The organism is Agarivorans sp. MS3-6, from assembly GCF_054112545.1.
On the sequence record NZ_CM134202.1, the window covers coordinates 4677842 to 4701548 of the forward strand.

29 protein-coding genes are annotated in these 23707 nt (G+C 42.5%); 15 read left to right on the top strand and 14 right to left on the bottom strand.

The annotated features are described in order from the left end of the window. Positions 1 to 8: 8 nt before the first annotated feature. From ACVFI8_RS21470 to ACVFI8_RS21480, 3 genes are all read right to left on the bottom strand, one after another. Positions 9 to 1460, bottom strand: coding sequence for a CotH kinase family protein (locus ACVFI8_RS21470; RefSeq protein ID WP_248715485.1), 1452 nt, complete (start codon positions 1458 to 1460; stop codon positions 9 to 11). A 182-nt stretch (positions 1461 to 1642) separates the two neighbouring features. Then, positions 1643 to 2269 (bottom strand): peptidoglycan-binding domain-containing protein, encoded by a 627-nt coding sequence (locus ACVFI8_RS21475; RefSeq protein ID WP_248715484.1) that lies wholly within the window; start codon positions 2267 to 2269, stop codon positions 1643 to 1645. After that, positions 2263 to 3534, bottom strand: a complete 1272-nt coding sequence (locus tag ACVFI8_RS21480) for a hypothetical protein (RefSeq protein ID WP_457872640.1) — start codon at positions 3532 to 3534, stop codon at positions 2263 to 2265. The genes ACVFI8_RS21475 and ACVFI8_RS21480 overlap by 7 nt, the downstream gene beginning before the upstream one ends. 914 nt (positions 3535 to 4448) lie before the next feature. Here ACVFI8_RS21480 and ACVFI8_RS21485 point away from each other — a divergent pair. From ACVFI8_RS21485 to ACVFI8_RS21495, 3 genes are read left to right on the top strand one after another with little or no spacing between them, the layout of a single operon-like run. Next, a complete protein-coding gene (locus tag ACVFI8_RS21485; RefSeq protein WP_248715482.1) occupies positions 4449 to 4736 on the top strand; it encodes a DUF134 domain-containing protein in 288 nt (95 codons plus the stop codon). A 3-nt stretch (positions 4737 to 4739) separates the two neighbouring features. Next, entirely contained in the window at positions 4740 to 5162 is a 423-nt protein-coding gene (locus ACVFI8_RS21490; RefSeq protein ID WP_457872641.1) for a NifB/NifX family molybdenum-iron cluster-binding protein, read from the top strand. 5 nt (positions 5163 to 5167) lie between these two features. Further along, the gene (locus ACVFI8_RS21495) at positions 5168 to 5587 is read left to right on the top strand and encodes a PaaI family thioesterase (protein ID WP_457872642.1); all 420 of its coding nucleotides are present in this window, start codon (positions 5168 to 5170) and stop codon (positions 5585 to 5587) included. A 61-nt stretch (positions 5588 to 5648) separates the two neighbouring features. On the opposite strand, the gene cowN is transcribed toward ACVFI8_RS21495, so the two are convergent. Beyond that, a complete protein-coding gene (cowN, locus tag ACVFI8_RS21500; protein ID WP_248715479.1) occupies positions 5649 to 5939 on the bottom strand; it encodes a N(2)-fixation sustaining protein CowN in 291 nt (96 codons plus the stop codon). Positions 5940 to 6180: 241 nt separating this feature from the next. On the opposite strand from cowN, the gene ACVFI8_RS21505 reads away from it, so the two are divergent. Continuing rightward, positions 6181 to 6795, top strand: a complete 615-nt coding sequence (locus tag ACVFI8_RS21505) for a hypothetical protein (RefSeq protein WP_457872643.1) — start codon at positions 6181 to 6183, stop codon at positions 6793 to 6795. A 204-nt stretch (positions 6796 to 6999) separates the two neighbouring features. Here ACVFI8_RS21505 and ACVFI8_RS21510 read toward each other — a convergent pair whose 3' ends face one another. Together ACVFI8_RS21510 and ACVFI8_RS21515 are read right to left on the bottom strand one after the other, a co-directional pair. Beyond that, positions 7000 to 7911, bottom strand: coding sequence for a homocysteine S-methyltransferase family protein (locus ACVFI8_RS21510; RefSeq protein ID WP_457872644.1), 912 nt, complete (start codon positions 7909 to 7911; stop codon positions 7000 to 7002). 137 nt (positions 7912 to 8048) lie between these two features. Further along, on the bottom strand, positions 8049 to 9266 hold the full coding sequence (locus ACVFI8_RS21515) for a glycoside hydrolase family 5 protein (protein ID WP_457872645.1): 1218 nt from the start codon (positions 9264 to 9266) through the stop codon (positions 8049 to 8051). A gap of 356 nt (positions 9267 to 9622) precedes the next feature. On the opposite strand from ACVFI8_RS21515, the gene ACVFI8_RS21520 reads away from it, so the two are divergent. Next, positions 9623 to 10225, top strand: coding sequence for a histidine phosphatase family protein (locus tag ACVFI8_RS21520; protein WP_457872646.1), 603 nt, complete (start codon positions 9623 to 9625; stop codon positions 10223 to 10225). Between the two features lie 48 nt (positions 10226 to 10273). Beyond that, positions 10274 to 10891, top strand: a complete 618-nt coding sequence (locus tag ACVFI8_RS21525; RefSeq protein WP_457872647.1) for a DedA family protein — start codon at positions 10274 to 10276, stop codon at positions 10889 to 10891. Between the two features lie 141 nt (positions 10892 to 11032). On the opposite strand, the gene ACVFI8_RS21530 is transcribed toward ACVFI8_RS21525, so the two are convergent. Then, entirely contained in the window at positions 11033 to 11179 is a 147-nt protein-coding gene (locus ACVFI8_RS21530; protein WP_248715473.1) for a hypothetical protein, read from the bottom strand. Positions 11180 to 11395: 216 nt separating this feature from the next. Between ACVFI8_RS21530 and ACVFI8_RS21535 the strand changes: the two genes are divergently transcribed. The 3 genes from ACVFI8_RS21535 (at position 11396) to ACVFI8_RS21545 (ending at position 12796) form a co-directional block, all read left to right on the top strand. Beyond that, positions 11396 to 11815: a hypothetical protein gene (locus tag ACVFI8_RS21535; RefSeq protein ID WP_457872648.1), complete on the top strand. Its 420-nt coding sequence runs from the start codon at positions 11396 to 11398 to the stop codon at positions 11813 to 11815. Positions 11816 to 11974: 159 nt separating this feature from the next. Then, complete coding sequence (locus ACVFI8_RS21540) at positions 11975 to 12463, top strand: RDD family protein (protein WP_457872649.1); 489 nt, start codon at positions 11975 to 11977, stop codon at positions 12461 to 12463. Positions 12464 to 12553: 90 nt separating this feature from the next. After that, entirely contained in the window at positions 12554 to 12796 is a 243-nt protein-coding gene (locus ACVFI8_RS21545) for a hypothetical protein (RefSeq protein WP_457872650.1), read from the top strand. Positions 12797 to 12873: 77 nt separating this feature from the next. Here the strand turns inward: ACVFI8_RS21545 and ACVFI8_RS21550 are convergent, their stop codons facing one another. Then, positions 12874 to 13032, bottom strand: coding sequence for a DUF2256 domain-containing protein (locus tag ACVFI8_RS21550; RefSeq protein ID WP_457872651.1), 159 nt, complete (start codon positions 13030 to 13032; stop codon positions 12874 to 12876). A 91-nt stretch (positions 13033 to 13123) separates the two neighbouring features. Next, a complete protein-coding gene (locus ACVFI8_RS21555) occupies positions 13124 to 14536 on the bottom strand; it encodes a DASH family cryptochrome (protein ID WP_457872652.1) in 1413 nt (470 codons plus the stop codon). 298 nt (positions 14537 to 14834) lie between these two features. Here ACVFI8_RS21555 and ACVFI8_RS21560 point away from each other — a divergent pair, with 298 nt between their 5' ends. Continuing rightward, positions 14835 to 16079 carry an NADH:flavin oxidoreductase/NADH oxidase family protein gene (locus ACVFI8_RS21560; RefSeq protein WP_457872653.1) on the top strand — a complete coding sequence of 415 codons (1245 nt, stop codon included), beginning with the start codon at positions 14835 to 14837 and terminating at the stop codon, positions 16077 to 16079. 103 nt (positions 16080 to 16182) lie between these two features. Here ACVFI8_RS21560 and ACVFI8_RS21565 read toward each other — a convergent pair whose 3' ends face one another. Continuing rightward, positions 16183 to 17091 carry a hypothetical protein gene (locus ACVFI8_RS21565; protein ID WP_457872654.1) on the bottom strand — a complete coding sequence of 303 codons (909 nt, stop codon included), beginning with the start codon at positions 17089 to 17091 and terminating at the stop codon, positions 16183 to 16185. A 200-nt stretch (positions 17092 to 17291) separates the two neighbouring features. Here ACVFI8_RS21565 and ACVFI8_RS21570 point away from each other — a divergent pair, with 200 nt between their 5' ends. From ACVFI8_RS21570 to ACVFI8_RS21585, 4 genes are all read left to right on the top strand, one after another. After that, positions 17292 to 17438 carry a hypothetical protein gene (locus ACVFI8_RS21570; protein ID WP_457872655.1) on the top strand — a complete coding sequence of 49 codons (147 nt, stop codon included), beginning with the start codon at positions 17292 to 17294 and terminating at the stop codon, positions 17436 to 17438. Positions 17439 to 17441: 3 nt separating this feature from the next. Further along, a complete protein-coding gene (locus ACVFI8_RS21575) occupies positions 17442 to 17624 on the top strand; it encodes a hypothetical protein (protein WP_457872656.1) in 183 nt (60 codons plus the stop codon). A gap of 136 nt (positions 17625 to 17760) precedes the next feature. Next, complete coding sequence (locus tag ACVFI8_RS21580) at positions 17761 to 18642, top strand: DUF2971 domain-containing protein (protein WP_457872658.1); 882 nt, start codon at positions 17761 to 17763, stop codon at positions 18640 to 18642. Positions 18643 to 18710: 68 nt separating this feature from the next. Continuing rightward, entirely contained in the window at positions 18711 to 18983 is a 273-nt protein-coding gene (locus ACVFI8_RS21585; protein WP_457872659.1) for an acyloxyacyl hydrolase, read from the top strand. On the opposite strand, the gene ACVFI8_RS21590 is transcribed toward ACVFI8_RS21585, so the two are convergent. The 4 genes from ACVFI8_RS21590 to ACVFI8_RS21605 all read right to left on the bottom strand — a co-directional run bounded on the left by ACVFI8_RS21590 (position 18961) and on the right by ACVFI8_RS21605 (position 21917). Continuing rightward, the gene (locus ACVFI8_RS21590) at positions 18961 to 19308 is read right to left on the bottom strand and encodes a helix-turn-helix transcriptional regulator (RefSeq protein WP_457872660.1); all 348 of its coding nucleotides are present in this window, start codon (positions 19306 to 19308) and stop codon (positions 18961 to 18963) included. The two genes, ACVFI8_RS21585 and ACVFI8_RS21590, sit on opposite strands and share 23 nt — an antisense overlap. A gap of 188 nt (positions 19309 to 19496) precedes the next feature. Beyond that, positions 19497 to 20051, bottom strand: coding sequence for a PilZ domain-containing protein (locus ACVFI8_RS21595; RefSeq protein WP_457872661.1), 555 nt, complete (start codon positions 20049 to 20051; stop codon positions 19497 to 19499). Between the two features lie 556 nt (positions 20052 to 20607). Then, positions 20608 to 21300 (bottom strand): hypothetical protein, encoded by a 693-nt coding sequence (locus tag ACVFI8_RS21600; protein ID WP_457872662.1) that lies wholly within the window; start codon positions 21298 to 21300, stop codon positions 20608 to 20610. Then, the gene (locus ACVFI8_RS21605) at positions 21297 to 21917 is read right to left on the bottom strand and encodes a matrixin family metalloprotease (RefSeq protein WP_457872663.1); all 621 of its coding nucleotides are present in this window, start codon (positions 21915 to 21917) and stop codon (positions 21297 to 21299) included. Before ACVFI8_RS21605 ends, ACVFI8_RS21600 begins: the two co-directional genes overlap by 4 nt. A gap of 892 nt (positions 21918 to 22809) precedes the next feature. On the opposite strand from ACVFI8_RS21605, the gene ACVFI8_RS21610 reads away from it, so the two are divergent. Further along, positions 22810 to 23403: a hypothetical protein gene (locus ACVFI8_RS21610; protein ID WP_457872665.1), complete on the top strand. Its 594-nt coding sequence runs from the start codon at positions 22810 to 22812 to the stop codon at positions 23401 to 23403. Positions 23404 to 23707: the final 304 nt, after the last annotated feature.

Here is a 23707-nt window from a genome sequence, read left to right on the forward strand (position 1 = left end):
GCTGTGGCTTATTGCTGTTGTAAATAACGCGTCACTGCATTGCTTCTACTTAAGGCATGGCTATTAAGCTCGTCGACGGCTTGATAGAAGTCGTTAGTACTCTCAAGAAATGAATAGCCTGTGCGCTCTGCGCTTGCATATGGTTCCAACAAGGCTGAATAGAAATCATATCTTGCTTGCATTTTAGTTGTCTCAAAGGCGTCGCTCATCACCTCTGTCAAATACTCGTTATAACGGGCTTTATACACCTCATCGTTATATATCTTGGCGATCAAAGGCCAGTCACTATCATCTAAGTCGAAAAAATCTAAACTCAGTGCGCCGCCCATTTTACCGTCTTGCAGAGCTTCGTTATTGTCCCAAGGTATCCAAGTGAGAGTAGCGCTATCAGGATCGTTATATAAATAAAAGTTATGCGGCATTAAGCCATAAGTATCCCAATTTTGAATAATGCCATTTACCGCCAAGTATTTAAGAAAACCGTCTACGTTAAACAACGTTTCTAAATTTGTCCGCCAAGTGTCTGGATCACTGTTTATGTTGTCATCATGCAACGCTTCAAACAAAGCCAAAATGTCTGACCAATCCTCATCATCTTCGTTAGTCTTTTTTTCAAAATCGTCTTGGTTGAAGGTACCGTATACAAAAGTGGCTCCATCGTCTTCTGGTTTGTATAGGTTGCCGTCATCGCTAGTAAACTGGGTATCGATAACGGTATCGTCAACTTCTTCTACTAGGGTATATAAGCCAAAGTATTCTGGTCCTTCACCATGGTCTATATAAAGAGCATAAAAGGCAGTATGCGAGACAGCTAAGCCAGCATCGCTAAATACGTCGGCAGCGACCTTTTCTCGCATTAATGATTCATCATCATAGTTGTTTTTCAGACTCAGCTTTTTGAAACCAAAAAAACGTTGGTTATCGATTTGTGGGTATTCATCTTCAAACTCATCAAAATCTAACTTAAATGCTAGCTTCAATATTCCTTGCTCCCAGCTGGACTGTAGAGAAGAGTTACCTTTAAAACGAATTCCCACTCGATACCACTGAGTGTCGTTGTAATAAATATCTGCAGGAACAAAAATTGGGTTTTCATCACTGTCTATTAAGTTAGACTGACCATTGCTTTGGCCAAAACTTCCATAGGTCGCAGTCATATCATCTAACATATTTTGCCAGCGCGCTTCGGTAACCACAAAATCCAGGCGTTTTACTTGGCTATCATCAAACACTTCAGAAAAGTTGGGATCTACGTTTTTACTATGAGAGTCTTCTGTCCAGTCGGTCGCTTCGAAATCCGTATCGCTATATTCTTCAGATTCGCTTAGGTCTTCTGCAACGATACTATCGCCTCCACCACAGGCGCTTAAAAGGGGCACGGTTATAGAAGCCATCAGAATGATTGCAAGCAAGGGCACAACAACTTGCCGAGTAGAGCGCAAACAAAATGGTATGAACATTTAAATCTCCTTTATTGATGTTCGTTGCGTCAAGCATCGCCAACGCTGAACTCAATGGTATGAAATAAATGTGCAGACACGGTGCAGAAAGGGTGCAATGAAAAAGGGGTTAAGCTTACCTAAGTAGCGCTTGTTCAGGTTGGTCACAAGCGCTATGTATCAGTGATTTACTGCATTTACCATTACTGAGCGGGAGAAGCAGATTTATCATCGCGATTAAATAATCTCCATAACGTTATTTGGTCTGGAAACCCCGTTGGATTAAGCCCTACAGACGATTGAAACTTTTTAATCGAATTTTCGGCTTCATTGTTGAATTCACTATTTATATCGCCATGATAAAAACCTATGCTGGCCAATTCACTTAACATCCTTACAATAAGCTCTTCGTAAAGTAACACTTCTCTGTTTTCTGCATTTATCACTACTTTATTTGATGCTGTTTTAATACTCGTGAGTGATAATTGCTTTATTAGAGAATTGACTACCGAAAAAACAATTGCCTCGGGGTGTTTAACACAATGCTCATTGACTATCGAAGCGATAAGTTCGGTGCTCTCAAAGGAAGCTACATCATAAACGTCTAAAGCATATTGGTTACTGGCTGTAATGTACCCGTCCATCCACGCTGCAATAACATGATAAGCCGTCGACTTTGCTTTTCTTTCTGCTTGGTATAAGTTGCAACTAACAAGGCCTGCTCCTCTGACCCCAAAATGACCATTTATATCCGCGGCCTTTGCCATAAAAGCCGTGCCTAAATATAGGTTCATGCAAATCAGATAAAAAACAACGCTACCTTTTAACATATTAACTGCTCTCCAAGACGGCGCACTTTTCTATGCCTCACAAATAGTAAAGGTATCAAGCCACACACAAAAAGTAATATGCTAGTGGGTTCGGGCACACCAATAGTAAACGAAGCCGCTTTAATATCATTAAACCCAGAAAGTACAAACGAATTATCAACAATGGGTAACAGCAGTTTGTCTGTTGAAAACAATTCGTTACCAAAGCCTAAAATCTCGTTTAGGCTTATTGGACCAATTGACAACAGATCAATGCCGGCGACACTAACTCCAGCGCCAAGCTTAAATAAATCCATTGTGCCCGTTAAGCCTAGGTCAAGACCCAAAGAGTTAGTTAACATTGTATCTAACCAAAAAGTAGGGCTAAAGGTGGTACTTTTAAGTAAGGCAAAACTTGGCAGCATATCCCATTGGCCTTGCCAACTGCTGTGTAGCCCCTCTAATCCAGCAATCAGAATGGGATTACTAAACGCTAGATTCACCATTAATGTTGGACTTAATTCGAAGTCTTGAGTAATCCCTAAATCTGGTCCAGCATCTATATCCAAGGCATCGAAACGAGCACCAATTTTGAATCCCGCTATATCTACTAAAGATAAACCTAAACCAAGCGGTGGAATACCATACATTGACGCTATGCCGTCAAGATCAATTCTCGCTTTAATAATGTCATCTCGCCCACTAGAAGTAATCATATTGCCAACCACTCCTCCACTGGTAGATATGTTAGGCAGTTGCGCTTCAATTGACGCGACTTCGACTTCAAGTTCGGGAGTTCCAGTGGGGGTAGTATCCACTATGGTTCCAAACGCGGTAGAAAGCTTAAAGCCAGGAGCAACAAAAGGCGCCGTTGCTATGGGCGTTAATGTGCCTTCTAGGGTTAGCGCTTGATTAAGTAGGCTAAGCTCAGCCAGCGGATCTGGTAATGGTGCGGGTAAATCAGGAAGAATTTTTAAACTGTTTGGGTCTAATACAATGATTTTTTGGTTTACATCAATGGTAGGTAGTTGTGCAGAGCCAGTCATGCATCCATTTGCAATCAAACAGGCTGTTCCCGTAACTGAGCCAGACAATTCTGCAATAGCACTAATGTAAGCTTCTGCTTCGGGCGATTGAGTACTTATCTCACCTCCTGCCAACTGACTATTTGGGTTTAAATTAAAAAACTCTTGTTCGGCTGGGTTGTTACTAGGCAAAACTGCAGAAGCGAGAAAGTTGGCACTGGCATCAACAGAACCACTATTAATCGTGTATCCAAATTCCAATCCCATCTTCCCTGAAGTGGTGAAGTCTACTGTTGCTCCAGTCCGAGTGTCCAAAACGGCTACTATATTGTTTTTTTCCGGTTCGGAGGGACAAAACCACCCGAACGTACTTACACATGCTTTCCATGCCCACCAAGATGGGTTGGTTGCTACTGTGGTTTCTGAAATGCCACCAATTATGGTGCCATAGCCAACAGTACTATTGTTCCAAGTTTGGCCTAAGAAAAAACTATCTTCATAAACGAGAGCGTTTCCATTACCCCACATGCTTTGATCGTGAGTAGTAAAGTTTAATGGGTCAGTTTGATAAATGACGCTTGCATTAGCCCTATAAATAACTAAAAACGTCATTAATAATATAAAGATTGGCATCTTCAGGTACTTTAAGCCGAAAATTATTAGATAGAGAGGATGAAGCAGTGAGGCATTTCGATGAATGGTCATTTTAAATTCCTTTAAACAGTAAAGGAAAATCACTAAATATTGTTTATATTTAGTAACGTTTAAGTGTTCCAACATTTACGCCATCATTGTTTTAAATTTATTGAGAGCGTTAAATTAACTCAACTGATATACAAGCATACTAGATGCCAATAAATTAATGTTATAGTTATCAATGATGTTTTGGCGATAAATATAATCGTTAATGTATTTGTGTAAAATTTTCTGACATAAATATCCATATGGCCTTGTTAAGTATCGATAATGTATATCTATTAAATAGTTATTATCATTCTCTTTAAGCTTTTTATAGCTATTCACCTCTCTCGTTTTTTATCAGCTTGTAAACTCCCTAAAGGCGCTCAGATTTTCTTGAGGATCGCTAATAACTTGCTTACGGTAAAAATAGATTGCATATGCCAATAACCAAGGGTATAAATAGCATATGCCACATATAGACAAGAGACAGTACTATGCCTAGACCTAAAATTAGACGTCATGTGTGTGGCCGAGCGGCCAACCAATGCTTTAAACCCAACGGCCTTCCTCTCAGTCAACTTGAAACAGTCACCTTACAAGAGGACGAATTTGAAGCGCTACGTTTAGTGGATTTACTGGGAATGCAACAACAACAGGCCGCGTTAGAAATGGGGGTTTCACGTCAAACCCTCGCCAACATACTAAAAGGGGCTAGGTACAAAGTCACTGACTGCCTAAGCCACGGAAAAGCACTAATTACCGGCAATGCCGACAAGGAGTAAGCCATGATCATAGCAATACCCGTAAACAACGATAAACTAGCCGGCCATTTTACTAAAGCGATGAGTTTCTCGTTTTATGATGGCGCAGGTGTTTTGTTAGCCAGTAGAGCAAACCCAAGTTTAAATGAAGGCTGCCACGGCAAAAAGCAAATACTAGATTTGTTTGACCGTTATAAAGTAGAACGAGTACTGATAAAAAACATAGGCGACAAAATGCTTAGCAAGCTGTTAGCCAAAGACCTTATGGTGTTTCAAACCCATGGACGATTAGCCAGCGTTGATGCTTTATTTCAGCCAGAGCAGGTCAGTTTACATCAGTTATGCCTAGCCACCGAGGGCAGACCTTCTAGTAACGCAAGCAAGCAACAAGCTTGCTGCCAAAAAAGTGGACGTCAAGGTAAACACACTGGCTGTTGTAAGCATTAATCAAGGTGCCCATCAACACTCACAGCGTTAACCCGCTACATACCCAATGCGTAGCATGCGGATCAACAGCTCAACAAGCTTCATCATTAGCCTTACGTTTTAGGCCTGAGGGTGAAGCCAGTGTGGTTGGTCACTTTGAAGTAGGGCTTAATCACCAAGGATATAATGGTTTACTTCATGGCGGTCTTATTTGTACTTTGCTTGACGCCAGTATGACCCATTGTCTTTTTCGCCATAAGGTCACTGCATTAACCGCTGAACTTTCAACCCGCTTCATCAAACCGATAAAAGTAGGCCAGCAATTACTGATAACGGCGAGGTTGTTAAGTCACCGCAGAGGCATTTACAAGCTAGAAGCACATATTACCCATGATTTAAACGTAGTAGCGCGTGCTGAAGCTAAGTTTGTCGCCAGTGAATTTTAAGCGGCGGCTAGGTCATTTACCGAGTAGCAATCTGTCACTAAGGCCTCCAATTGTAGAGAAGCTAACAACACTCTTGTTCTACTTTATACAACAGTGCGAGTGCTTTTTCATCGTTACATTGTTCAAAATACTCATACAAACAGTTGGTTTGATTACCAATAAAATGAAGATTGTCTTGAGCCAATTTTACTTGCTGTTGCCGCGCACGGGCAAAGTACTCACGCCATAATGCTGCACCACCGTTGCTACTAAGCTGTTGTTCTAACATTTCAATCAACTTATCGGCATTACCATCACAGTTAATACCACAGAACGACACATAACGGTCGTTAGCTTGGTTATGGTCACTCATTTTGTCGCTCCTATTTTACATTTAGCTCGTCAAGGCTGATGAGCGTAAGGCGGGTATTGCAAACTTAATACCATGCCGATGGCTTACCATTGCTAGTTAATTGCAGAATGCAAAACAGATTATCTCAAACAACAAATATCGATAGAAAATCAGTGTAAGCTCATGTAAATAAATAGATTATAAATAGTGGCTTAATAACTGCTTTCACAGCTTGACCAACATTAAATTGCAAGGAAAGGCTATGAGAAATCTACTCTATGTTTTAACGCTAACAGTAGCACTGTTCTACCCAAGCCTAAGCGCTGCCACACTCATTACCGATGAAGTGTATTTAAACTGTACGCAAAGCTCTGCTTCAGACCACCAATTATGCGAAGGAAATGGTGCCTTAGCTGCCACCGTAAGTGATGCAGTTGAGTACGCCGACTACTTTAACTTTCAAAATTCTCTTAATATCGATGTGTTAGCAGATGCTATTAGGCTAGATTTTGAAAATGGCCCATATTGCGGCTGGTTTACCTGTAACGGACAGGGCTTTTTGAGTTTTGTACTGTCTGACCTTGATTGGATAGGCCAGCCAAATAACGTACTTACCCACATCGATGTTACCAGCAATATAAGCGGAGTAAAAACCAGCTTTACGCCCGACAGCGTATCTTTTGCCTTGCCAGAAACCGAAGTGACCAGTTCTATGTTCTTACAAATTGATCTTTTCAGCGAGAGTATCCCTGCTAATACCAACGCAAGGTCTATTGTCAATGTAAGCGAACCAGCAAGCGTTGCGGTGTTTTCTTTAGCTATGCTTGGCTTAGTCACGCGAAGATTAAACAAAAGTCATAGCTCAAAGAACAACTAGCCAATACACAAGAGCGAGTTAACTCAACGATTACTCATGCACATTAATAAGATGATGAGGGTAATCCAACCATTTAAACGCCGAGTATCTAAGCGCTACTCGGCTTTATTTCAAGCTTTAACCGCATTGCTGGTTTTTTGGTACTATTTTTTAAAAATTAGCCCACTAACTCAATGTAAACCTGAAACACATTGAATCCTGTACTTATTGGTCTAAAAGCGCGCATTTCCATTGAGATAACGCGTTAATGTGCGCGGGGCCAATTCCACAACAGCCTCCAATGATGCTTGCCCCTGCGTCATACCAACGTTTGGCATAAACGAGATAATCATCAGGCGAGAGTTCGCGCATTGGCTGTAGTGAACTATTGGCTTCATGGTCGGTTTTAATCGGCATAAAGTTATTGGCATATACGCCAATTTCTACATCGCCATCTTGTGCCTCTATTACTTGTTTGGCGTCTTTAATGGCTTGCTCCATCACCTCTGGAATGGAGCAATTAAAGAGTATCGCCTTAGCGCCGGTTTGGCATACTCGCTTGGCTGCGCTACTGACAGATTCGCCTGAGCGTAGGCAGGCTTGGTTACTGACACGGTCATCTAAATTGAACGAGTAGTAGCAGCTTTTACCTGTGGTGCTCAATGCTGTTTGAATCACCTCAAACTCTTTTATACTAGAGATAGTTTCGGCTAGCCAAAGATCAACATAGGGCTGCTGGGCGGCAACTAAGCTGGCAACAATTAGCTTGGCTTTATCGGCATCGAATAAGTCAGGGCGATAGCTGCCAAATGGCGGGGGGATCGCGCCAGCAACACTTATAGGCCTATTGCTTGACGTAGCCTTAATACAAACATTATGGGCAATACTGGCTGCTAAAGTCGCTAGCCTCGCACCATCACTTTGATAAAGCGCGTCTCCTAAATGAAAAGGCACGCAGGCATAGCTATTTACAATGACTATTTCAGCACCCGCGTCGACAAAGTTTTGATGAGCTTGGCTGACGAACTCGGGCGCCTCTATTAGTGCTTGAGCACTCCACAGTGGCTGCGAAAAAGGAGCGCCAATATCTTGCAACTCGCGGCCCATGCCACCATCGAGTATGGTTAATTTGTGCATTTAATCTGTTCTCGACAACGTAATGAGTAGTAGATGTATGTGTGGCCAGAGTAGCAGAGTGGTATAGCGAACTCCATTTAAGTGATCCACTGCTTAGTACTCATTACTCTTGCTTTAAGCGGCCTACATTGTAGAGCCTACTCAGCAGTAAGCGAAGGATAAATCGCTTGATAAAAGTCACCATGCCATTGCAAAGCCGGATGACCATTTTTGATGTTGCTTTGGGCAAAGTGCAACATCGCTTGGTACAAATCATCTGAGCCAGGTTGCGCTGTGTTGATGTGGTGTTTTAGCTGTTGGTAAGCGCTGTTAGGTGGTATCGTCCACAGCGTTTTATCATGCGACATCTTCTTAAAAGACCAAGCAAAGTAACCGGCCAGATCTTGTTTGGCCCACGCAGTGATCTTTGCGATATTGGCATTATTGCTTTCGCCATACTCGCCAATTATGAGTGGAACATTTAACTTATTGGTAATAGCTTCTCGGCCAATCGTGTCTGCCGCGGGGCCGTAATGATGAAGCTGATACACCAACTTGTTGTCCCACTGTTCGGTGACCCCTGACGCTTGTTGCACCTTTGGGTCGGTCCAATCTAACTTCGTAAGGTCAGACCCCCACCAAGATCCTTGGGCAACAATGATGTGTTGAGTATCCACTTCTCTTATGGCGTTACGCAGAGTAATCAATGAGCTAAGCAACTCGAGTTCTCGACCGTGTTGCGGAACCGGTTCGTTAAGTAAGTCGTAGCCCCAAATTACCGGTTCGTCTTTGTAGCGCAGTGCAATATGTCGCCACACTTTAGCAGCAATTTCTATGTTTTCACTGTTATCCCAAAACCCCACCGAGTCTCGCGGTTGGCTGGCATTAGACTGTAGGTTATCAGCATGGTCGCCGGGGTTTTGGTAGCCGGGAGCAGCATGCATGTCTAACAATACGTAAATCCCATGTTTACCGGCTGATTGAATAAGACGATCGAAGTATTCAAAGCCGCGGTCTGTTAATTGACCATCTTGCCAAAACAGCCGGTAATGAAAGGGGACTCGTACTGAATTAAAGCCTAACTGTCTTAACGCTTTAAGGGCTTGATCGTCCACATAATGTAAACGCCATTGATGTTCAAATTCGCGCGCTTTAGCCTCGCTACCAAACACCGTTGTTAGAGAGTTAAACAGCTGAGTATGAGTGCGATATTGATAGTCGCCCATCATTAGGTAACCTTCCCACAGCAGCCAGTTTCCTAAATTTATGCCTTTCAGAAACAATGTTTGGCCATGTTCATCAACGATAGATGTGCCTTTAGTATCGACAAAGTTGGCCATAGCAGCAGTACTCAATAAACCGAATATAATAGCCATAACACAAGCCCTGAATTGGCGCGTAAATGATCTTGTATTGTGATGTTTATTGATTTGGTTATGCACGGCTGATTACTCTCAAACTAAAACGCGTTGTTTTTAAAAGCTAAGGTATTGTTAATGCGAGCAATAACAACTTAGCTTAATAAAAACAAGGGGAAGCCAACAAAATAGCAACCATGATCATGTTTAGCGGCTGTATGGTGACTTGGTCTGCTTACTGGTAGTAATCTAAAGCAATACAAACCGCCAAGAATAGTTGAGCGCGTTGATTTTAATACGTTTAGTATTGAGCTTAAGCCCCTCAAGCTGCGTATAAATAATCAAGCAATAAACTTACCTCCAATGAGGCCAACATGTATTGGGCTAAACCTAGCGAGTTACAAGTGGTGGTGTTACGACTGTGTTTGCTAATAAGCCTAATGGTGTTAGCAACAAACCACGCACAGGCCAATCAAACAGGCTTCTGGGATGAGCTCAAATCATCAAACCACCTTGTATTGCTGCGACATGCGATTGCCCCTGGTAACGGCGACCCTACACATTTTGATGTAAACGATTGTAGTACCCAACGTAACTTGTCGCCAGAAGGGCAACAGCAAGCCAGCGCTATTGGCGAGCAGTTTCGTCTACACGGCATAGATCGGGTAAGGGTATTTTCAAGCCAGTGGTGCCGCTGCCTAGACACTGCTCGCTTACTTAAATTTGGTGAGGTGAAGGAATTGCTGGCTTTAAACTCGTTTTACCGGCAATTTCAACGCCAAGAACAACAAACCCAAACGCTTAAAGAATGGTTAGCCCAGCAAAACTTAACGCTACCCACGGTGTTGGTAACCCATCAAGTTAATATCACCGCGCTAACCGGTGTGTACCCACAATCTGGCGAGTTAATACTGGTTAAACGACGTGAACATGGTGAGGTGCGAGTCGTAGCCAGAAAGCGGATTAATCCCCATTAATTTACAAATAAACAGTGAGTGATTTACTTCGCTCAGCGATTTTCGCTGATGAGCACAACACTAAAACACGGCAAACAAGGTCTTACAGTGGACGCATTTCTTAATTTACTTAACCAATATGGCACTATTGTGTACCTGATAGTGTTTGCCTATTGTGCACTTAAAAGTGGCTGGTTACCGTTGTTTGCTGGTTACGCTGCACATACCGGCGCACTAGAACTTGGAGCGGTGGCTATTGCAAGCTTTGCTGGCGGCTATTTAGGTGACGAGTTGCGTTTTTATCTGGCAAAAACCTATGGCGCAGGTTGGCTAGATAAACCCAATCAATTTGGTCAGCTATTTAAACGCGCGCGCCTACTTGCCGAGCGTTATGGCACCGCTTATATCTTTATTTATCGCTACCCCAAAGGGCTTAGAACTATTGGGGCCTTGCCACTAGGTTTAACCGATATGCCGTGGCGCAAGTTTTCTCTTCTCAATGCCAGCTCAGCCCTAATATGGGTGCTAGTTTTAGTTGGCGGCGGTTACTCGTTTGGTGCCACCTTTGACGCCATGGGCATGCAAAATCTAACGGCCTTGAGCGTGCTAATGCTAGGCGTATTTTTGGTAATACTTTACCAATTGTGGCGAACTGAACCGAAACTCGGCCCGAAAAAGCACCCCTGAAGTTAAGTTATTACCAATAAATCACGGTTATAGGTATCGGCGGACAATAAAGGCTGATCGCTTACAACAAAGTTTGATAACTATTGCTTTAAAGAAGCTGTTGGGCATTTGTGGTCTATCTTATTCCTGCCTCATTGTTTGTTAAGCAGGTAGTCCAGTCACACCTTCAAACCCGCCTTCATCTTTCGCAACACTCATCATTTCACTCAGTGCTTCTAATATATACATGACGAAAACTGAACGTTTAGGGCTTGCGCACTTTTCCACTGTGACTATATACAGACTCATTGGTTCTCAAGCTGCTTTTGTCAAAACGGTCTACAAAACTTGAACACTGACTATTGATAAAATTAAAAGAAAACCTCAAAGTAGACAATAAGTTAAAGAGAGAGCATGAACCGACTGGCAATTTTGCGCTAAGTCACACTTTCAGTGATAGGAAGCGTGCTCATTGAATGGGATAGGAAGCACGTGCTTCCTACTTAGCGTTATAAGGAATTCAACTTGTATCTTAGGTCATTTTTTTTAATAGTTATATTTACACTGGTTGCTTGTACAGAAGATATTAAGCCAGGGATCAGCCTTACAGGAGAGAAAGGTGAGACATTTAAGAAACTATTAGAGGAAAATAGTATTTCTTATGGAGTTGATAAATCTGGATTTATTTCGTACAGCGATAAGGATCAAGAACTAGCTCAAACTATTGCGCTGCAGGTCATCAATCATACATCACAAACAAAGCCTGGCTTCATATTTGCTGAAAAATCCGAGCTTGATAATTTCGTTTTGTATTATGAAGCTACAAGAGTGGGACTTGATCCTCTTATTTCCATAGAAGGCTTGAAAGTCACTTGGGAAGAGAGTAAATCTTCTGATGCCGAGGGTTTAATAAATAGTTACTTTCAGGCTGAAGTATTTGAGTAGTTCCTTATAACGAATAAGAATAGGTGTCGCGCAGGCTCGCTGGGACATCAAAACTACGCGGCGATTAGTTTTGGCGCTTCGCTCAAGTTTAACCAACCGCCGCTTAATTTTTGCTGCCCCTTATGCGGGCGTTAGCTGTACAAGAGAAGTTATCAAATCATGGAACGAGTAGAACCGACTATCGGTAATTTGGAATCGGTAGCAGACGCTCCGAAAGCAACGGAAGAGCTTAAACCCAAAGTCGTGAAGCCCGCTCTCGCTAGCAGAGGTGCGCGATATATGGCGCATGGCTTCGACCTTCTTTTTGCGGGTGTGCTGGGTGTAATTGTTATTGCCATAGCTCAACATTTGCAACTGGATCAAACGGTTCAAGATGCTTTCGTCGCTGCTGTTGCTTGTGGTTATTACCTGCTGTGCGATGCTCTTCCAAAGGGGCGTAGCCTTGGTAAATCGCTCTACAAAATATCGGTGATTAACAAAAAAACTGGCGCTTACTGTACCCTTTATCAGTCCTTTTTAAGGAACATAACAATTCCTTTTTTGGCTATGATCGACATGCTTCTAATACTGGGCAAAAGCAAGCGCAGAATAGGTGACTACTTGGCAGGCACAGTGGTAGTCAAAGCAGCTAACAATGCAAGTCACTAACTTGTCGCTACGCTCCTCGGGGGCAAAGGCCACAGCCCGGCAAGCTGCTGGCCATTGCCCGTGCTTGCGGCGTTATAAGCTGGTGAACCTGTGAGTTACTGTTTTATTATTTTGGGCGGTTTGATAGTTGTTTATACTTTGCTTGCCTATATTACAGGCCTTCCGCAACTGACAGATCTTATCCCAGTTTGCCTCGGTTCTGATCATCCGAGCGAGCAATTTTATAAAGTCGTTCCCAGCGATAAACCTGATCATGGGCCAAAGTATATCTTGGGTTTAGGCGTCGCTATTTTGGTGGCGGGTCTTGGTATTAAATATTTACTATCGCACTAAGTGGCGCTTATAACAAAGCCCCTGTAACGAGTAGAAAACTGATCAAACGTTATTGTCCGCCGGCAAAAGGGCTAATTTCAGGGTTTAGTTAGAGCTTGCATAGCACTGCGCTTATTGCTGGCGCAACGCTTAGAACAGTATTTTACTAATGGCCAATCACGTGCCCACTTTTTACGCCAATTAAACGGCCGCAGGCACACTAAACACAGCTTACTGGGAAGTTGCGACTTTTTCATAATCTACAAACAAACTGTATAAGTGCTGGCCCTAGGCCGAGTGTTACTGCACTCAAAGGGCTTACCAAGCTATAAACGCTGACCAATCGCATTAGTCAGCCATGTTGGGCCAATCGGCCGCGTCGACCGAATCTAAAGATTGGCTGGTCACTGCTCCTTGCCATTTGGCAATGAACTCTCCGTGGGGATCATAACAAGCGGTTTGCTTAGTAATGTTAAAATGGCGTCCCCCTCTAGGGTCTACGCCTACACCAGCAATATACTGCCAATTGCCCCAGTTAGACGCTAGATCATGATCGATAAGCTGTTGCTGAAAATAAGCCGCACCATAACGCCAATCAATACCTAAGTCATGTACTAAACAGCTAGCAACAATTTGCCTACCTCTATTAGAGATAAAACCCGTTTGCATAAGTTGCTTGATACACGCATTTACTAAGGGGTAGGGAGTGTTACCGTTACACCACTTAGCAAAGCGCTCTGGGTAGAACGCGCTCAATGGTTTGTGTTGGCTTAAGCCCTTAAATGCATAAAGGCTCGCCCCTTGCCTTACGGCCAAGCAATGAAAATATTCTCGCCACAATAATTCAAATTTTATCCAGTAGGTAGATTCGTTCTTAATATGCTCACGCTCATATTTGTTAACGGCCGCCCAGATCTGTCTAGGTGACAAATTGCCATTGGCTAAATAGGGGCTCAACTTGGTAGAGCTTTGCCAGCCATCTAACTGGTTACGGGTTTGTTTATAAGTGCTAGGAGCCGCGCTACTAAAATAATCGTTTAAGTGGGCTAGCGCGGCTTGTTCTCCGGCTAAAAATACCTCTTGGTTGGCAACTGCCACTTCGTTTTTACTTGGGGTGGCTAAGCCAAGCAGTTCTTGCAGTTGCATTGCGCTGATAAACTCGCCATGCAAATTAAACGGGGCGGGCAAATCACCCATCCATGTTTGGCAAGGTAAGGTGACCTCAGCTCGGCCTTTTTCCAGAGTATTACGAAATTTTGAAAAGCTTTCAAATTGTAGCGAGTTTTCAAACAGTGGGTATGCTTCAAGCAGGTTTTGACCAAACAAACTGTTATTCCATTCGCTAGCGATAAATTGTTGAGGCAAAAGCCGGTTTAGTACGTGCAAGGTGTTAGATTCATAACAACCCACATGGTTAGCGCATGCCACTTGGTTGATGCCATGGCGAGTGACCCACTGGGGTATCAATTTAACTGGGTCGCCCTGACAAATGTGCAGCGTATGACCTAATCTTGCCAGCTGCTGTTCTAAATCAAGCAGTGAGTGAACGATAAATCTAAGGCGGTGAGCCCCTAACAAACAATGCTGGAAGTTATTAGGTATTAACCAAGCGGGATCAAGCAAATAAATAAAAGCGATGCTTTGGTGGCGACTAATTAAGTCGCTTAGTACTAAATTGTCTTTAAGCCGTAAATCCTCACTAAACCAATACAAGGCTCTATTATTGGGTAAGGGGTGCTCGGGCAAACGGGGCTCAGCCAAAATACTTACTCGGGTTGTTATTCATAAGTATTACTACGAGGTTTAGCTGGCTTAAGTTCAGCGGTTAAAGTAAATACCTTAAACAGAACGCTTCCACCTAGTGACTAAAAAACAGCATGGTTACTACCTTAAAAGGTAAGCCAGAAAGCCAGCGTTTATCGTTTAGCTATTGCTGGTTACACAAATTTGTAGAGCTTGACTAAATTAAGAAGCTAAAAGCCGCTAAATGCTCGGAACTAACAACAAAATAGCGCATACTGCAGCCATCATATCAATCAAAATAGCAGTAACATCAAGTATGAATTTGAATCAGCTCAGCCAACCTTTTTCACTGTCTAATGGCCAAGTGATTAAAAACCGTTTGTTCAAATCAGCAATGAGCGAGCAGCTAGGCGATAAGCAACATAACCCCACTTTTGGCTTAGCTACGCTATACAAACGTTGGGCTAAGGGCGGTATTGGCTTATCTGTTACCGGTAATGTAATGGTAGACAGGCAGGCGCTAGGTGAACCTAAAAACGTTGTGTTAGATGAACACAGTAACTTAGCCTTATTTAGTCAATGGGCCGAGGCGGGTAAGCAGAATGGCGCTCAGATTTGGATGCAACTTAACCACCCTGGTAAGCAAATCCCTAAGTTTTTATGTGAAGAGCCAGTGGCACCGTCTGCTATTGCTTTGGGGCGTGGATTAGAAAAAGGCTTTAATACGCCTCGCGCACTCACTGAAAGAGGCATCTATGAGATCATTAGTCAATTTGCTACCAGTGCCAAGCTAGCCAAACAGGCTGGGTTTACTGGGGTTCAAATTCATGGCGCGCATGGTTATTTGGTGAGCCAGTTTTTATCTTCTCGGCATAATCAAAGAAACGATCAATGGGGTGGCTCGCTCGAAAACCGCCTTCGCTTTGTAGTTGAATTGTATCGGGCAATCCGTAAAGAAGTGGGAGGTGATTTCCCAGTTGGCATTAAGCTAAACAGCGCTGATTTTATGAAAGGCGGCTTCACCGAAGAAGAGTCGATGCAGGTGGTGCAAACACTCAGTGATAAGGGGATTGATTTAATCGAAATATCGGGCGGTACTTACGAAAGCCCCTCGATGATGGGCGCAAAAAATAACAGCGAACCGCTAAAGGCCAGCACAATAAAACGCGAAGCCTATTTTATGGATTACATGGTAAAAGTTCGTAAACTGGTTAGCACACCGCTCGTAGTCACCGGTGGCTTTAGAACCGGGCCCGCAATGAACGAAGCGCTCAATACATCGGCGACAGACTTCATTGGCATTGCCCGTACTATGGCGGTTGACCCTGAGTTTCCTAATAAGTTAATTGGCAACCCAGACCATGGTATGCCGCTCACCGTGCCAACAACGGGTAAACCAGGCTTAGATAAAATGGCGATGGTAGGCTTGGTTTGGTATGAACACCAAATGTGGCGTATCGCTGCGGGTAAAAAAGCCGATCCTAAATTAAGTGCTCTTGGTGTGGTGGCTAAAACAATATTAAGTGCAGGCTGGCTGGCGTTTAAAAAGCGCCGAGCGTAAGCAGTAACACCCATAAAATAGCAGAACCTTAATTAATCAAGGTTCTGCCGAACTAATGTTGATTATTTAGAAAGCTACGCGATGCTTTGTGGCAGCAATCCTCTTATGGGATCCTACTAAAATGAAAAGCGATACTATAGGTTGTGTTGGAGACTGAGTATCCACTGCGATCAGGGTCCCGTACTTCAACTAAGGTCTCTATGCCTTGCTCTACGATAAGGCTTTGCGCTAAGTCTTTAGTTGATTGTCTCGGTATTTCGATTGTCTCAATAGGAGAGCTATCACCAGGTCGAGACACCGAAACCAAGATGGTTCGTACTCCTAGGTTTGGCTCGCCAGAACCAATTACTGGGTGGTAACCTTCAAGATATTCTATTTTTTCTAGCTTCATTGATTTTGGACAGGTTCTAATAAGTGCGGCTTTTTTGTCGTTGTCTACTAACTCTGGCACTGCAACACTGTCTGCGTCTGGTGATAGAAAACTAAATGCTCGTCGGTAAAAGGCGCGTTGTGGATCCATATAAACACTCGGACTTCCTGACGACCGACCAAAATCTAAGTATTGAAAAGAGTCTTCAAAGTTAAAAAATACCTCTATGGTTTTCGCGTTAATAAAGCCACCTACTGTTTGGGCTCTTATACTTATCTTATAAAGCCCTGTAGCGGGGAAAAACTGCCTATTTGTGGTTGCTAATTCGAAGCCACCTGTAGCTTCATCACCAATTAATACTTGGTTAACAGCCCTATCTCCGGCCTCGTTAAATTGCACTAAGTGAACGGAAACGGAGAGTAACTCGGCCTCTTCGCCAAAATTAGCAGACGTAGTCACTGCCCAATTACCCTCATAGTTGCAGTACGATGAACGACATATCCAATTTACATTACTCGTAAGATCGATATCTATAGTTTCAATACGTTCTGGTCTCGGTGGGCGTAAAAATGAAAAGGCTAAGATTGCTATACCAATGCCTATAATGGCTGCGAAAACAGCAATACCGATTGCAATTTCCATAATCAACTCCTTTTATTAAGTTGCGACTCACTAGCTAAAAAGTATAGGTACCAATGGTGCTCTCAGCAACACGCTAACTTATATATAAATAAAAGTAAGGTGACGGTTAAAGGGTTTTACTCTAAATACTACCGCTTTAAGCCAAGTTTTTTACTATAACGGCGCTGATTATGCTGGGCAAAGTAATGAAAGGCTAGGGCATGTGGCAGTCTTTAACAGACTTAGGGTTTACGCCGCATTCGGGCTTAATAGCTGTGTTCTTAGTGCTGCATTGGCGCTTGCTCAACCGTATGGATAAGCGCGTTTACAAGCTGGAACTGCAGCAAGAATTTACCAAAGAATCATAAATTATGACCAGTAAGAAAGAAACCACTTATCAAAGCGGCGCATCGAGCAGCAAGCTTAAGCCAGGTTATAAATACTCAAAAGGTGGCGGCATAGTTAAGGCGAAAGCTAAGGCCAAAACCACCAAAAAGAAACGCTCTACCAAGCGAAAAACCAGCCGAAAGAAAGCGTTTAAGTTTTTTAGATAGAGAAGCCCGCATTAGTGGGCTTTTAACTCACTTCCTTGCAATTCAACTTTCTAGCAAATTAAGCGCTGTATAACTGGAATCAAATAGGTTAACTATTTTACTATGTATGAAAATACGGACTTAAATTATCATCTTAATGGCAATTATCGTAGAAAAACTAAATCATCATCATACTTATTCGTATAAGTTTCAGTCGTTAAATATACTTAATCTGGCGGCCATAGGGGCTTCTGATGTTTGGTTTTCGTCTATGAATGAGCTGAACGATCCATTTGAGGGGTTATCAAAAATTGAAGAAGTCGATGCTGATAGAGCCTTTTCTCATTCTATAGGCTGGTATGCTCAAGTTTTGGTGGATTTAAAAGGGTATAGTTCTGCTGAGGCAATAAAAGAAGCTCAAAATAAATATCATTCAGATCCCCCTAGGTTTATTGAATTTGTAGAAGAGGAAGTCTCGAAAGGCTATGAAGGTGCTAAAGAATTCCAGCAGTCTCTTTCAGTTTACTCAGCAAGTTGGGATTTAAAAAATTCTCCCTTGATATCAAGCGTCTACAACATTTTGATGTGGTCACATTATGGTGATGGCCTAAAAGGATATTGTTTGAAATTTGACACAGCTTTACTACTGGATTCAATTAAACAGCTAAATTTGAATTGCAATGTTGGGCTAAGTCCAGTCAAGTACACATCTTCTTTAAGTGAGATTAGCAAATATCAATCACCTAAAAGTCTTTTAGAATCATTTGTTCACAAAGCTCTCAATAAAAGTGAACATTGGGAGTATGAAAGAGAAGTTCGGTTTTTATCAAACAAACACGGTCTCCATAAGTTCGATTCACAGGCCTTAAAAGAGGTATACATAGGTTCTAAGATGCCAAAGCAGCATAGAGAATTACTGTTAAGTGTTTTAGCGCGAGTTTATTCTCATGTTAAAATTTTTGAGGTAGGCTTCGATGCCTCAGCTTACAACTTGGTTGTAAAAGAGTTGCCTATGACCTTACGGTTTAAGTTGATGTGATGCCGCCATTTAAGAACCTAGACGGTGTCTAGGATTCTCAGCCCTTACCAGTAGTCTCGTTTATACCCATGTTTCGTTACACCATTTCCGTGTCTGAAAAGCGCCAATGGTTCTTTCAAGTTGGAGCAGGGCCTTCAGTAATGAGCTCGGTGCAACTTGGCAATCAAGTACAGGGTTCTCGCTTCCTGTTTAACGACTGGATTGGAGTCGGGGTTAAATTTGGTGAAGAAAAAGACTGGGAACTAAATATGTCTTGGCGACACCTTAGTAATGCCAATTTAACACCTCCAAATCCGGGTTTTGATGTACCGTTAACCTTCACTTTAGGGCATAAGTTTTAGCATCATCACGGCATTCAATTTGTTTCTCTCGGTATTGTTTAGGTGTTATTCCTGAATGACATTTAAAGGCGCGAGAAAAAGCTGAAGGGTTGTTATAACCCAGTAACTGAGACAATTGAATAAACGACATCTTGGTTTTTGCTAGGTAATATTCAGCAACTTCTTTACGAGTTTCAGCCAAAATACCTTTGAATGACAAGCCATTCCTCTTTAACTCTCGTTGAATTGCTTTTGGGTGTAGGTTCAAGTCTTTAACCGCAAAATTGAAACAACACTGGGGAGTACCAAGAGATTTCTGAATAAAGCCATAAATCTCCTGGCACAAATCGTTTTCATATCGTTTACGTTCAAGCTGTTCAATATGATGCTCAATGCTCTGTAATAGAACCGGATCGTGACTAGGGATGCTTGTTTCTAGATCGGTTCCAGGGAAAGAGATTCCATTGTAGACTGGTGTACTAACTTATCATGGCTGTCTTGTTATCCTAATCCTTTGCTACTTGGTATAGAGAATTAATAGAGCTCTGGAAACCGCTTTTGGTGCTGGCCAAAGATGTATTCGCGGAGTTTCTCGCGATAGCGCTCGTCAGCAATGATATTTGCAGCCACTGTGTCGCTATCGTTGCGACAGGTTCGCAGCTTAATCTCAATTCTATTCTGCTGCGGGAGTTCAAGTAAGGTGAACTCTTCGGTTTGGATTGCACCGCAGCGCATTTTTAGTCCAGTGCTCGATATGGATAGCACTTCAGTTGTAATGCGTCGCTTTGGACTGCGCACTTTTATATCTGTAGGGTTGTCTATCCGCCAACAGCGTTCTAACCCTTGCGTATCGATCACCTCTGGACAAGCCAATTGCGGACGAAGGTAGCCAAGGTCACTGGGGGTGAATTGTATTGGAAACCATAGCTTGAACTCCCCTAAGGTCAGTTTCGCTTGTGCGAGTGTACGACTTAGGTGCATTGCTTGAGTACCCGCACTTTTTCGAGCGAGTTGGGGGCTCTCAGCGCAGTATTCACCGGTAAACATACCGCGAATGAAGTCGAGCTCATCGTGTGTTAATGCCTCCATCGGTCTCCCCACGCGTTGAATATATTGTCTAATTATCTTAGTCCGCGATTGTGGTTAAATCATGCAAAAATTATGGAGAAATTTCAGAGTTCGTGAATGAACTAAGTTGCAAGTTTGTACGATATTTAAGGGTAGTATCGTTTACAAACTCTAGAATGAAATGTCATCTAGATCGCCCATATCTTTGTTTATATGTTATACATACGATTGGTTCTACACCATCAATGCAGGACACCAAATTAAGCGACTTTCCATACCTATCGTTATTCGAGAGGCGCTAACATTCGATTTTTCGAAACTCATTTATACCCAAAAGTGGGTTAGGGCGATTGATATATTTCGTCCCTCCATGAGCGGTATCGACTTACTGGTGCATTGAAGTAAGTTGATTTTTCCATATAACATATAAGAACTAAGAAAAAATCCTCTAACTAGGTGGATAAATTCACTATGCCACTACACTCCCGAAAAAGGGGGGCATAAGAACACAGGTAGATTTGCCCCTGACAATCAAACCTCTTTCCCCTTGAAATCATATAATGACTAAATATTAGTGCTAACGGTATCCGAGAGTTAACACGGCTCGGCCATACGCATCTTGATATTTTTTACTGTTGTCCCAAAACGTTCTCGCCGCCGCAATCTCTATCTGCTGGTCGCCTTCGGCTAACCCCCATTTATTAGTAAGGATCTTGGTATCTATTTTAGATGAGTTATTTCGTACATCTCTATACCCTCCAAAGACACGCCATGGTATCTCAGCCTTATTTATGAATGGTGGCTTAGGCTTAGGAAGCGAACTTACTGAAGGGCCTTTTAATTGTAGGTCTGGCTCCAACACACCAAGTTTTTCTGTCGCCACATAGAAATCTCCCGTCTTTTCGCCGTTGTAATAGGTTTGGAGCTGTCCATATTTGTGCTCAGCTGACACCTTTTCACGCTCAACACCCCACGGATTGATTTTCCTACCTTGGCAGAATGTCCAACCACCGACGACAACATCTATGTCGGTTCGGAGATCAGGAGAGTTGGACGGGAGGAAAAACCCATAAATCTTTCGGTACTGCTTATTACCTTGGTTTTTTCCCTGCATGATAGGAAATCGCCAGGGGGTACGCATTCCCCAGTCGTACGAGTGCATCTGCTGAAGTTTGGCTGTGCGGCCTGGGTCTGTATAGAGCGTTTCGCCTCCAACCCAGTAAAAATGGTTTATGCCATCTATATCCTCGAGAATGAATTCTTCATTCAAGCTATATATTTTTCCAGGCTCGCCGCATCAACAAAACCGAGTTGATGATTGGTCATAACACTTTTACTGTGGGTATCTCCAACCACCACATTCATGATAGAACCTGGCTCACTGTTGTGTTCCAGGCCGAGAGCATGTCCAATTTCATGACAGGCCACCGTCAGAAGGTCAGACTTTCCGTCGAATATTTCATAAAGTTCCCACAGGATGTCACTCGACGTCGGAAAAGGGACATCTCGTCCACGCAACCTTGTCCATACAATATCATTTTGGAACGTGATGGTTTTAAATCTTCTTATCTTTCCATCGTTTCTTTTACTCTCTTTTGGTACGCATATAGCCTGACGGCCAATCCCCCCTTTTATATTCGCATCGCCAAATTCAAACTCTATTTCTACCTCTCTCCTTAATCTGCTGGTATCGGGGATATATTCTGAAAATTTAAAGTTTGATATTCGTTCCCACATTCTAAATGCGAGATATATTTTGTCTCGTACTTCCGCGACTGAAAATGAACCAGACTGAGAAGGAAAGTTTTTGATTTGATAATAAATGGTTCCCTTCTGGACTAAGTTACCATTTAGATCATATATGGGTAAGGCTGTTCTAGCTGACATATTCATATCCTTAATAGCGGTGTGAGCCATGTTGTTAGGGCGTTCAGTCGACATAGTCTTCTTAATAGAATAGGCAGTCGCTAGAGCGCTTTATGACGGTTCATAGAAGGTTATTTTTACTTTTACCTGTCGAAGTATAGGAAAGACAAACGTTTCTGCCTCGATTTAGGGTGTGATTGGTAAGGCCTGAAAGTTCTAGACACTTTTTAGGTCGTACAATACGATTCATTCGAAACTCAAAATGTCCAAAGTCGAACTAGATCGTCTAAATAACAGACGTTTTTGAAAACGGGAAAACACCAGTAAAAATGTTTAACTGGATTCGCAAAAAAGTAAAGCGCTCTGGCATGAAAAGAGGTGTACAGCCAGTAGTCAGTCAACAAAAGTCCCTTAATATCAAATACCTAACAAGTAGACACTAAATCTCACAAGATGTGCAAATCTCATTTTGAATGGTGGAGATTCCAGATAGAACTCAGAACAACGGGTACCAATAATCAACAGGTTAGTTTCGTATCTCAGAATGACGCGGATTTAAAAGCACCTCCTATCTCAGAATGATGGTTAAGCGGAATACCTATATTCAACTCGTTTATGCCCCAAAATGAGTTACGCCCTCCTTGGAACACCACTGTCACACGAGGCTCTTGCCATAGCAAAACTAATGGTTTTGAATCTCGAATTTACTCGTTGTTAACGAGTAAATTTTGAATTAGTTGAGCTTCCAAGGTTAGCGCACTTTTTAACTATGTATTTGCACAGTGTTTCTGGTTTTGTTTGCGTCATTTGTCAAAGCAATCAATGAAAGAAATGGATCGACGATTGATTGATGCCGAGTAAAAAACTATGGTAGACAATCGGTTAATATCAAACCATAAATTGATGAGCGAACGTGATGAAGAATCAACTAAGAATTTTGGCCTTGCTGATTTGTGGCTCTCAGATAGCAGTCGCCGGAGAGATTGCTAGCCTTAATGAGCCATTAAAAAAATCATATAGGTTAGATGGTTTGGGCTACACGGAGTTCTACAAAACAGGTGAGTACTTCGATTCGTTTAGTATGATCTGCGATATGGGACAGGCTATCCCTGATCCCGAGAGGTCTGATTGGTATACAAACAAACCTATCCGAGGATTAAAGCTAGAACTAAGAGCTAGAGCAGTATTTGTTAGTGCTGGCAATCAAGTCAAACCAATGGGCTTTGTTGTCGTCACAAAAAGTAGTGACGTCCTTATAACCTTCAAGCCTCTTGGAGATTACGAAAACGGGGTGTGGGATGGTGACGTGTTTAACTTTTGGAGTGGAACGGAAACTGATATAAAAGTGTACAGCGAGCGATTTGGGAAAAGTGGTTATGCTCACTTTGATCTAATGGATGGAAATGGCTTTTTCTATAAATCGGATAGTAGAAAGCAACCAGACTATTTCTTATCTGACTGCAGGCGAATAAAAAAACAAAAGTTGCCAGTATATGACTGGAAATAAAGCTAACAAGGCCAGCCAGAGGGACGTAAAAAGCCGCCACTTCGCTCTGGTTTTTTCGCCCCTGCTGGCGGCGTTAACTCCGATCTAACCGTAATCAATCTAATCCGAAGCACCGATATTTGAGCTAATAACGTAACACGCTTTTGTCCAAATCCGAGTTATGCCGTTTTGGTAACATCTCAGAATAGAGCACCTAACTCAGAACGGAAGGCCATTCTGAGTTCTACGTAGAATCTCCAATGGTTTTTACCAAAAGCTTACGAGTCTATCTTTACCCATAATCTATTTAACATAATATACATTA

Bases quoted from the DNA above. Each gene is read 5' to 3' on its own strand.
- ACVFI8_RS21470 (WP_248715485.1), bottom strand. From the start codon at position 1,460: ATGTTCATACCATTTTGTTTGCGCTCTACTCGGCAAGTTGTTGTGCCC.
- ACVFI8_RS21510 (WP_457872644.1), bottom strand. From the start codon at position 7,911: ATGCACAAATTAACCATACTCGATGGTGGCATGGGCCGCGAGTTGCAA.
- ACVFI8_RS21485 (WP_248715482.1), top strand. From the start codon at position 4,449: ATGCCTAGACCTAAAATTAGACGTCATGTGTGTGGCCGAGCGGCCAAC.
- ACVFI8_RS21595 (WP_457872661.1), bottom strand. From the start codon at position 20,051: ATGGAGGCATTAACACACGATGAGCTCGACTTCATTCGCGGTATGTTT.
- ACVFI8_RS21525 (WP_457872647.1), top strand. From the start codon at position 10,274: ATGAGCACAACACTAAAACACGGCAAACAAGGTCTTACAGTGGACGCA.
- ACVFI8_RS21575 (WP_457872656.1), top strand. From the start codon at position 17,442: ATGACCAGTAAGAAAGAAACCACTTATCAAAGCGGCGCATCGAGCAGC.
- ACVFI8_RS21570 (WP_457872655.1), top strand. From the start codon at position 17,292: ATGTGGCAGTCTTTAACAGACTTAGGGTTTACGCCGCATTCGGGCTTA.
- ACVFI8_RS21605 (WP_457872663.1), bottom strand. From the start codon at position 21,917: ATGTCAGCTAGAACAGCCTTACCCATATATGATCTAAATGGTAACTTA.
- ACVFI8_RS21505 (WP_457872643.1), top strand. From the start codon at position 6,181: ATGAGAAATCTACTCTATGTTTTAACGCTAACAGTAGCACTGTTCTAC.
- cowN (WP_248715479.1), bottom strand. From the start codon at position 5,939: ATGAGTGACCATAACCAAGCTAACGACCGTTATGTGTCGTTCTGTGGT.
- ACVFI8_RS21580 (WP_457872658.1), top strand. From the start codon at position 17,761: ATGGCAATTATCGTAGAAAAACTAAATCATCATCATACTTATTCGTAT.
- ACVFI8_RS21540 (WP_457872649.1), top strand. From the start codon at position 11,975: ATGGAACGAGTAGAACCGACTATCGGTAATTTGGAATCGGTAGCAGAC.
- ACVFI8_RS21565 (WP_457872654.1), bottom strand. From the start codon at position 17,091: ATGGAAATTGCAATCGGTATTGCTGTTTTCGCAGCCATTATAGGCATT.
- ACVFI8_RS21560 (WP_457872653.1), top strand. From the start codon at position 14,835: ATGAATTTGAATCAGCTCAGCCAACCTTTTTCACTGTCTAATGGCCAA.
- ACVFI8_RS21490 (WP_457872641.1), top strand. From the start codon at position 4,740: ATGATCATAGCAATACCCGTAAACAACGATAAACTAGCCGGCCATTTT.
- ACVFI8_RS21550 (WP_457872651.1), bottom strand. From the start codon at position 13,032: ATGAAAAAGTCGCAACTTCCCAGTAAGCTGTGTTTAGTGTGCCTGCGG.
- ACVFI8_RS21530 (WP_248715473.1), bottom strand. From the start codon at position 11,179: ATGAGTCTGTATATAGTCACAGTGGAAAAGTGCGCAAGCCCTAAACGT.
- ACVFI8_RS21585 (WP_457872659.1), top strand. From the start codon at position 18,711: ATGTTTCGTTACACCATTTCCGTGTCTGAAAAGCGCCAATGGTTCTTT.
- ACVFI8_RS21515 (WP_457872645.1), bottom strand. From the start codon at position 9,266: ATGGCTATTATATTCGGTTTATTGAGTACTGCTGCTATGGCCAACTTT.
- ACVFI8_RS21475 (WP_248715484.1), bottom strand. From the start codon at position 2,269: ATGTTAAAAGGTAGCGTTGTTTTTTATCTGATTTGCATGAACCTATAT.
- ACVFI8_RS21520 (WP_457872646.1), top strand. From the start codon at position 9,623: ATGTATTGGGCTAAACCTAGCGAGTTACAAGTGGTGGTGTTACGACTG.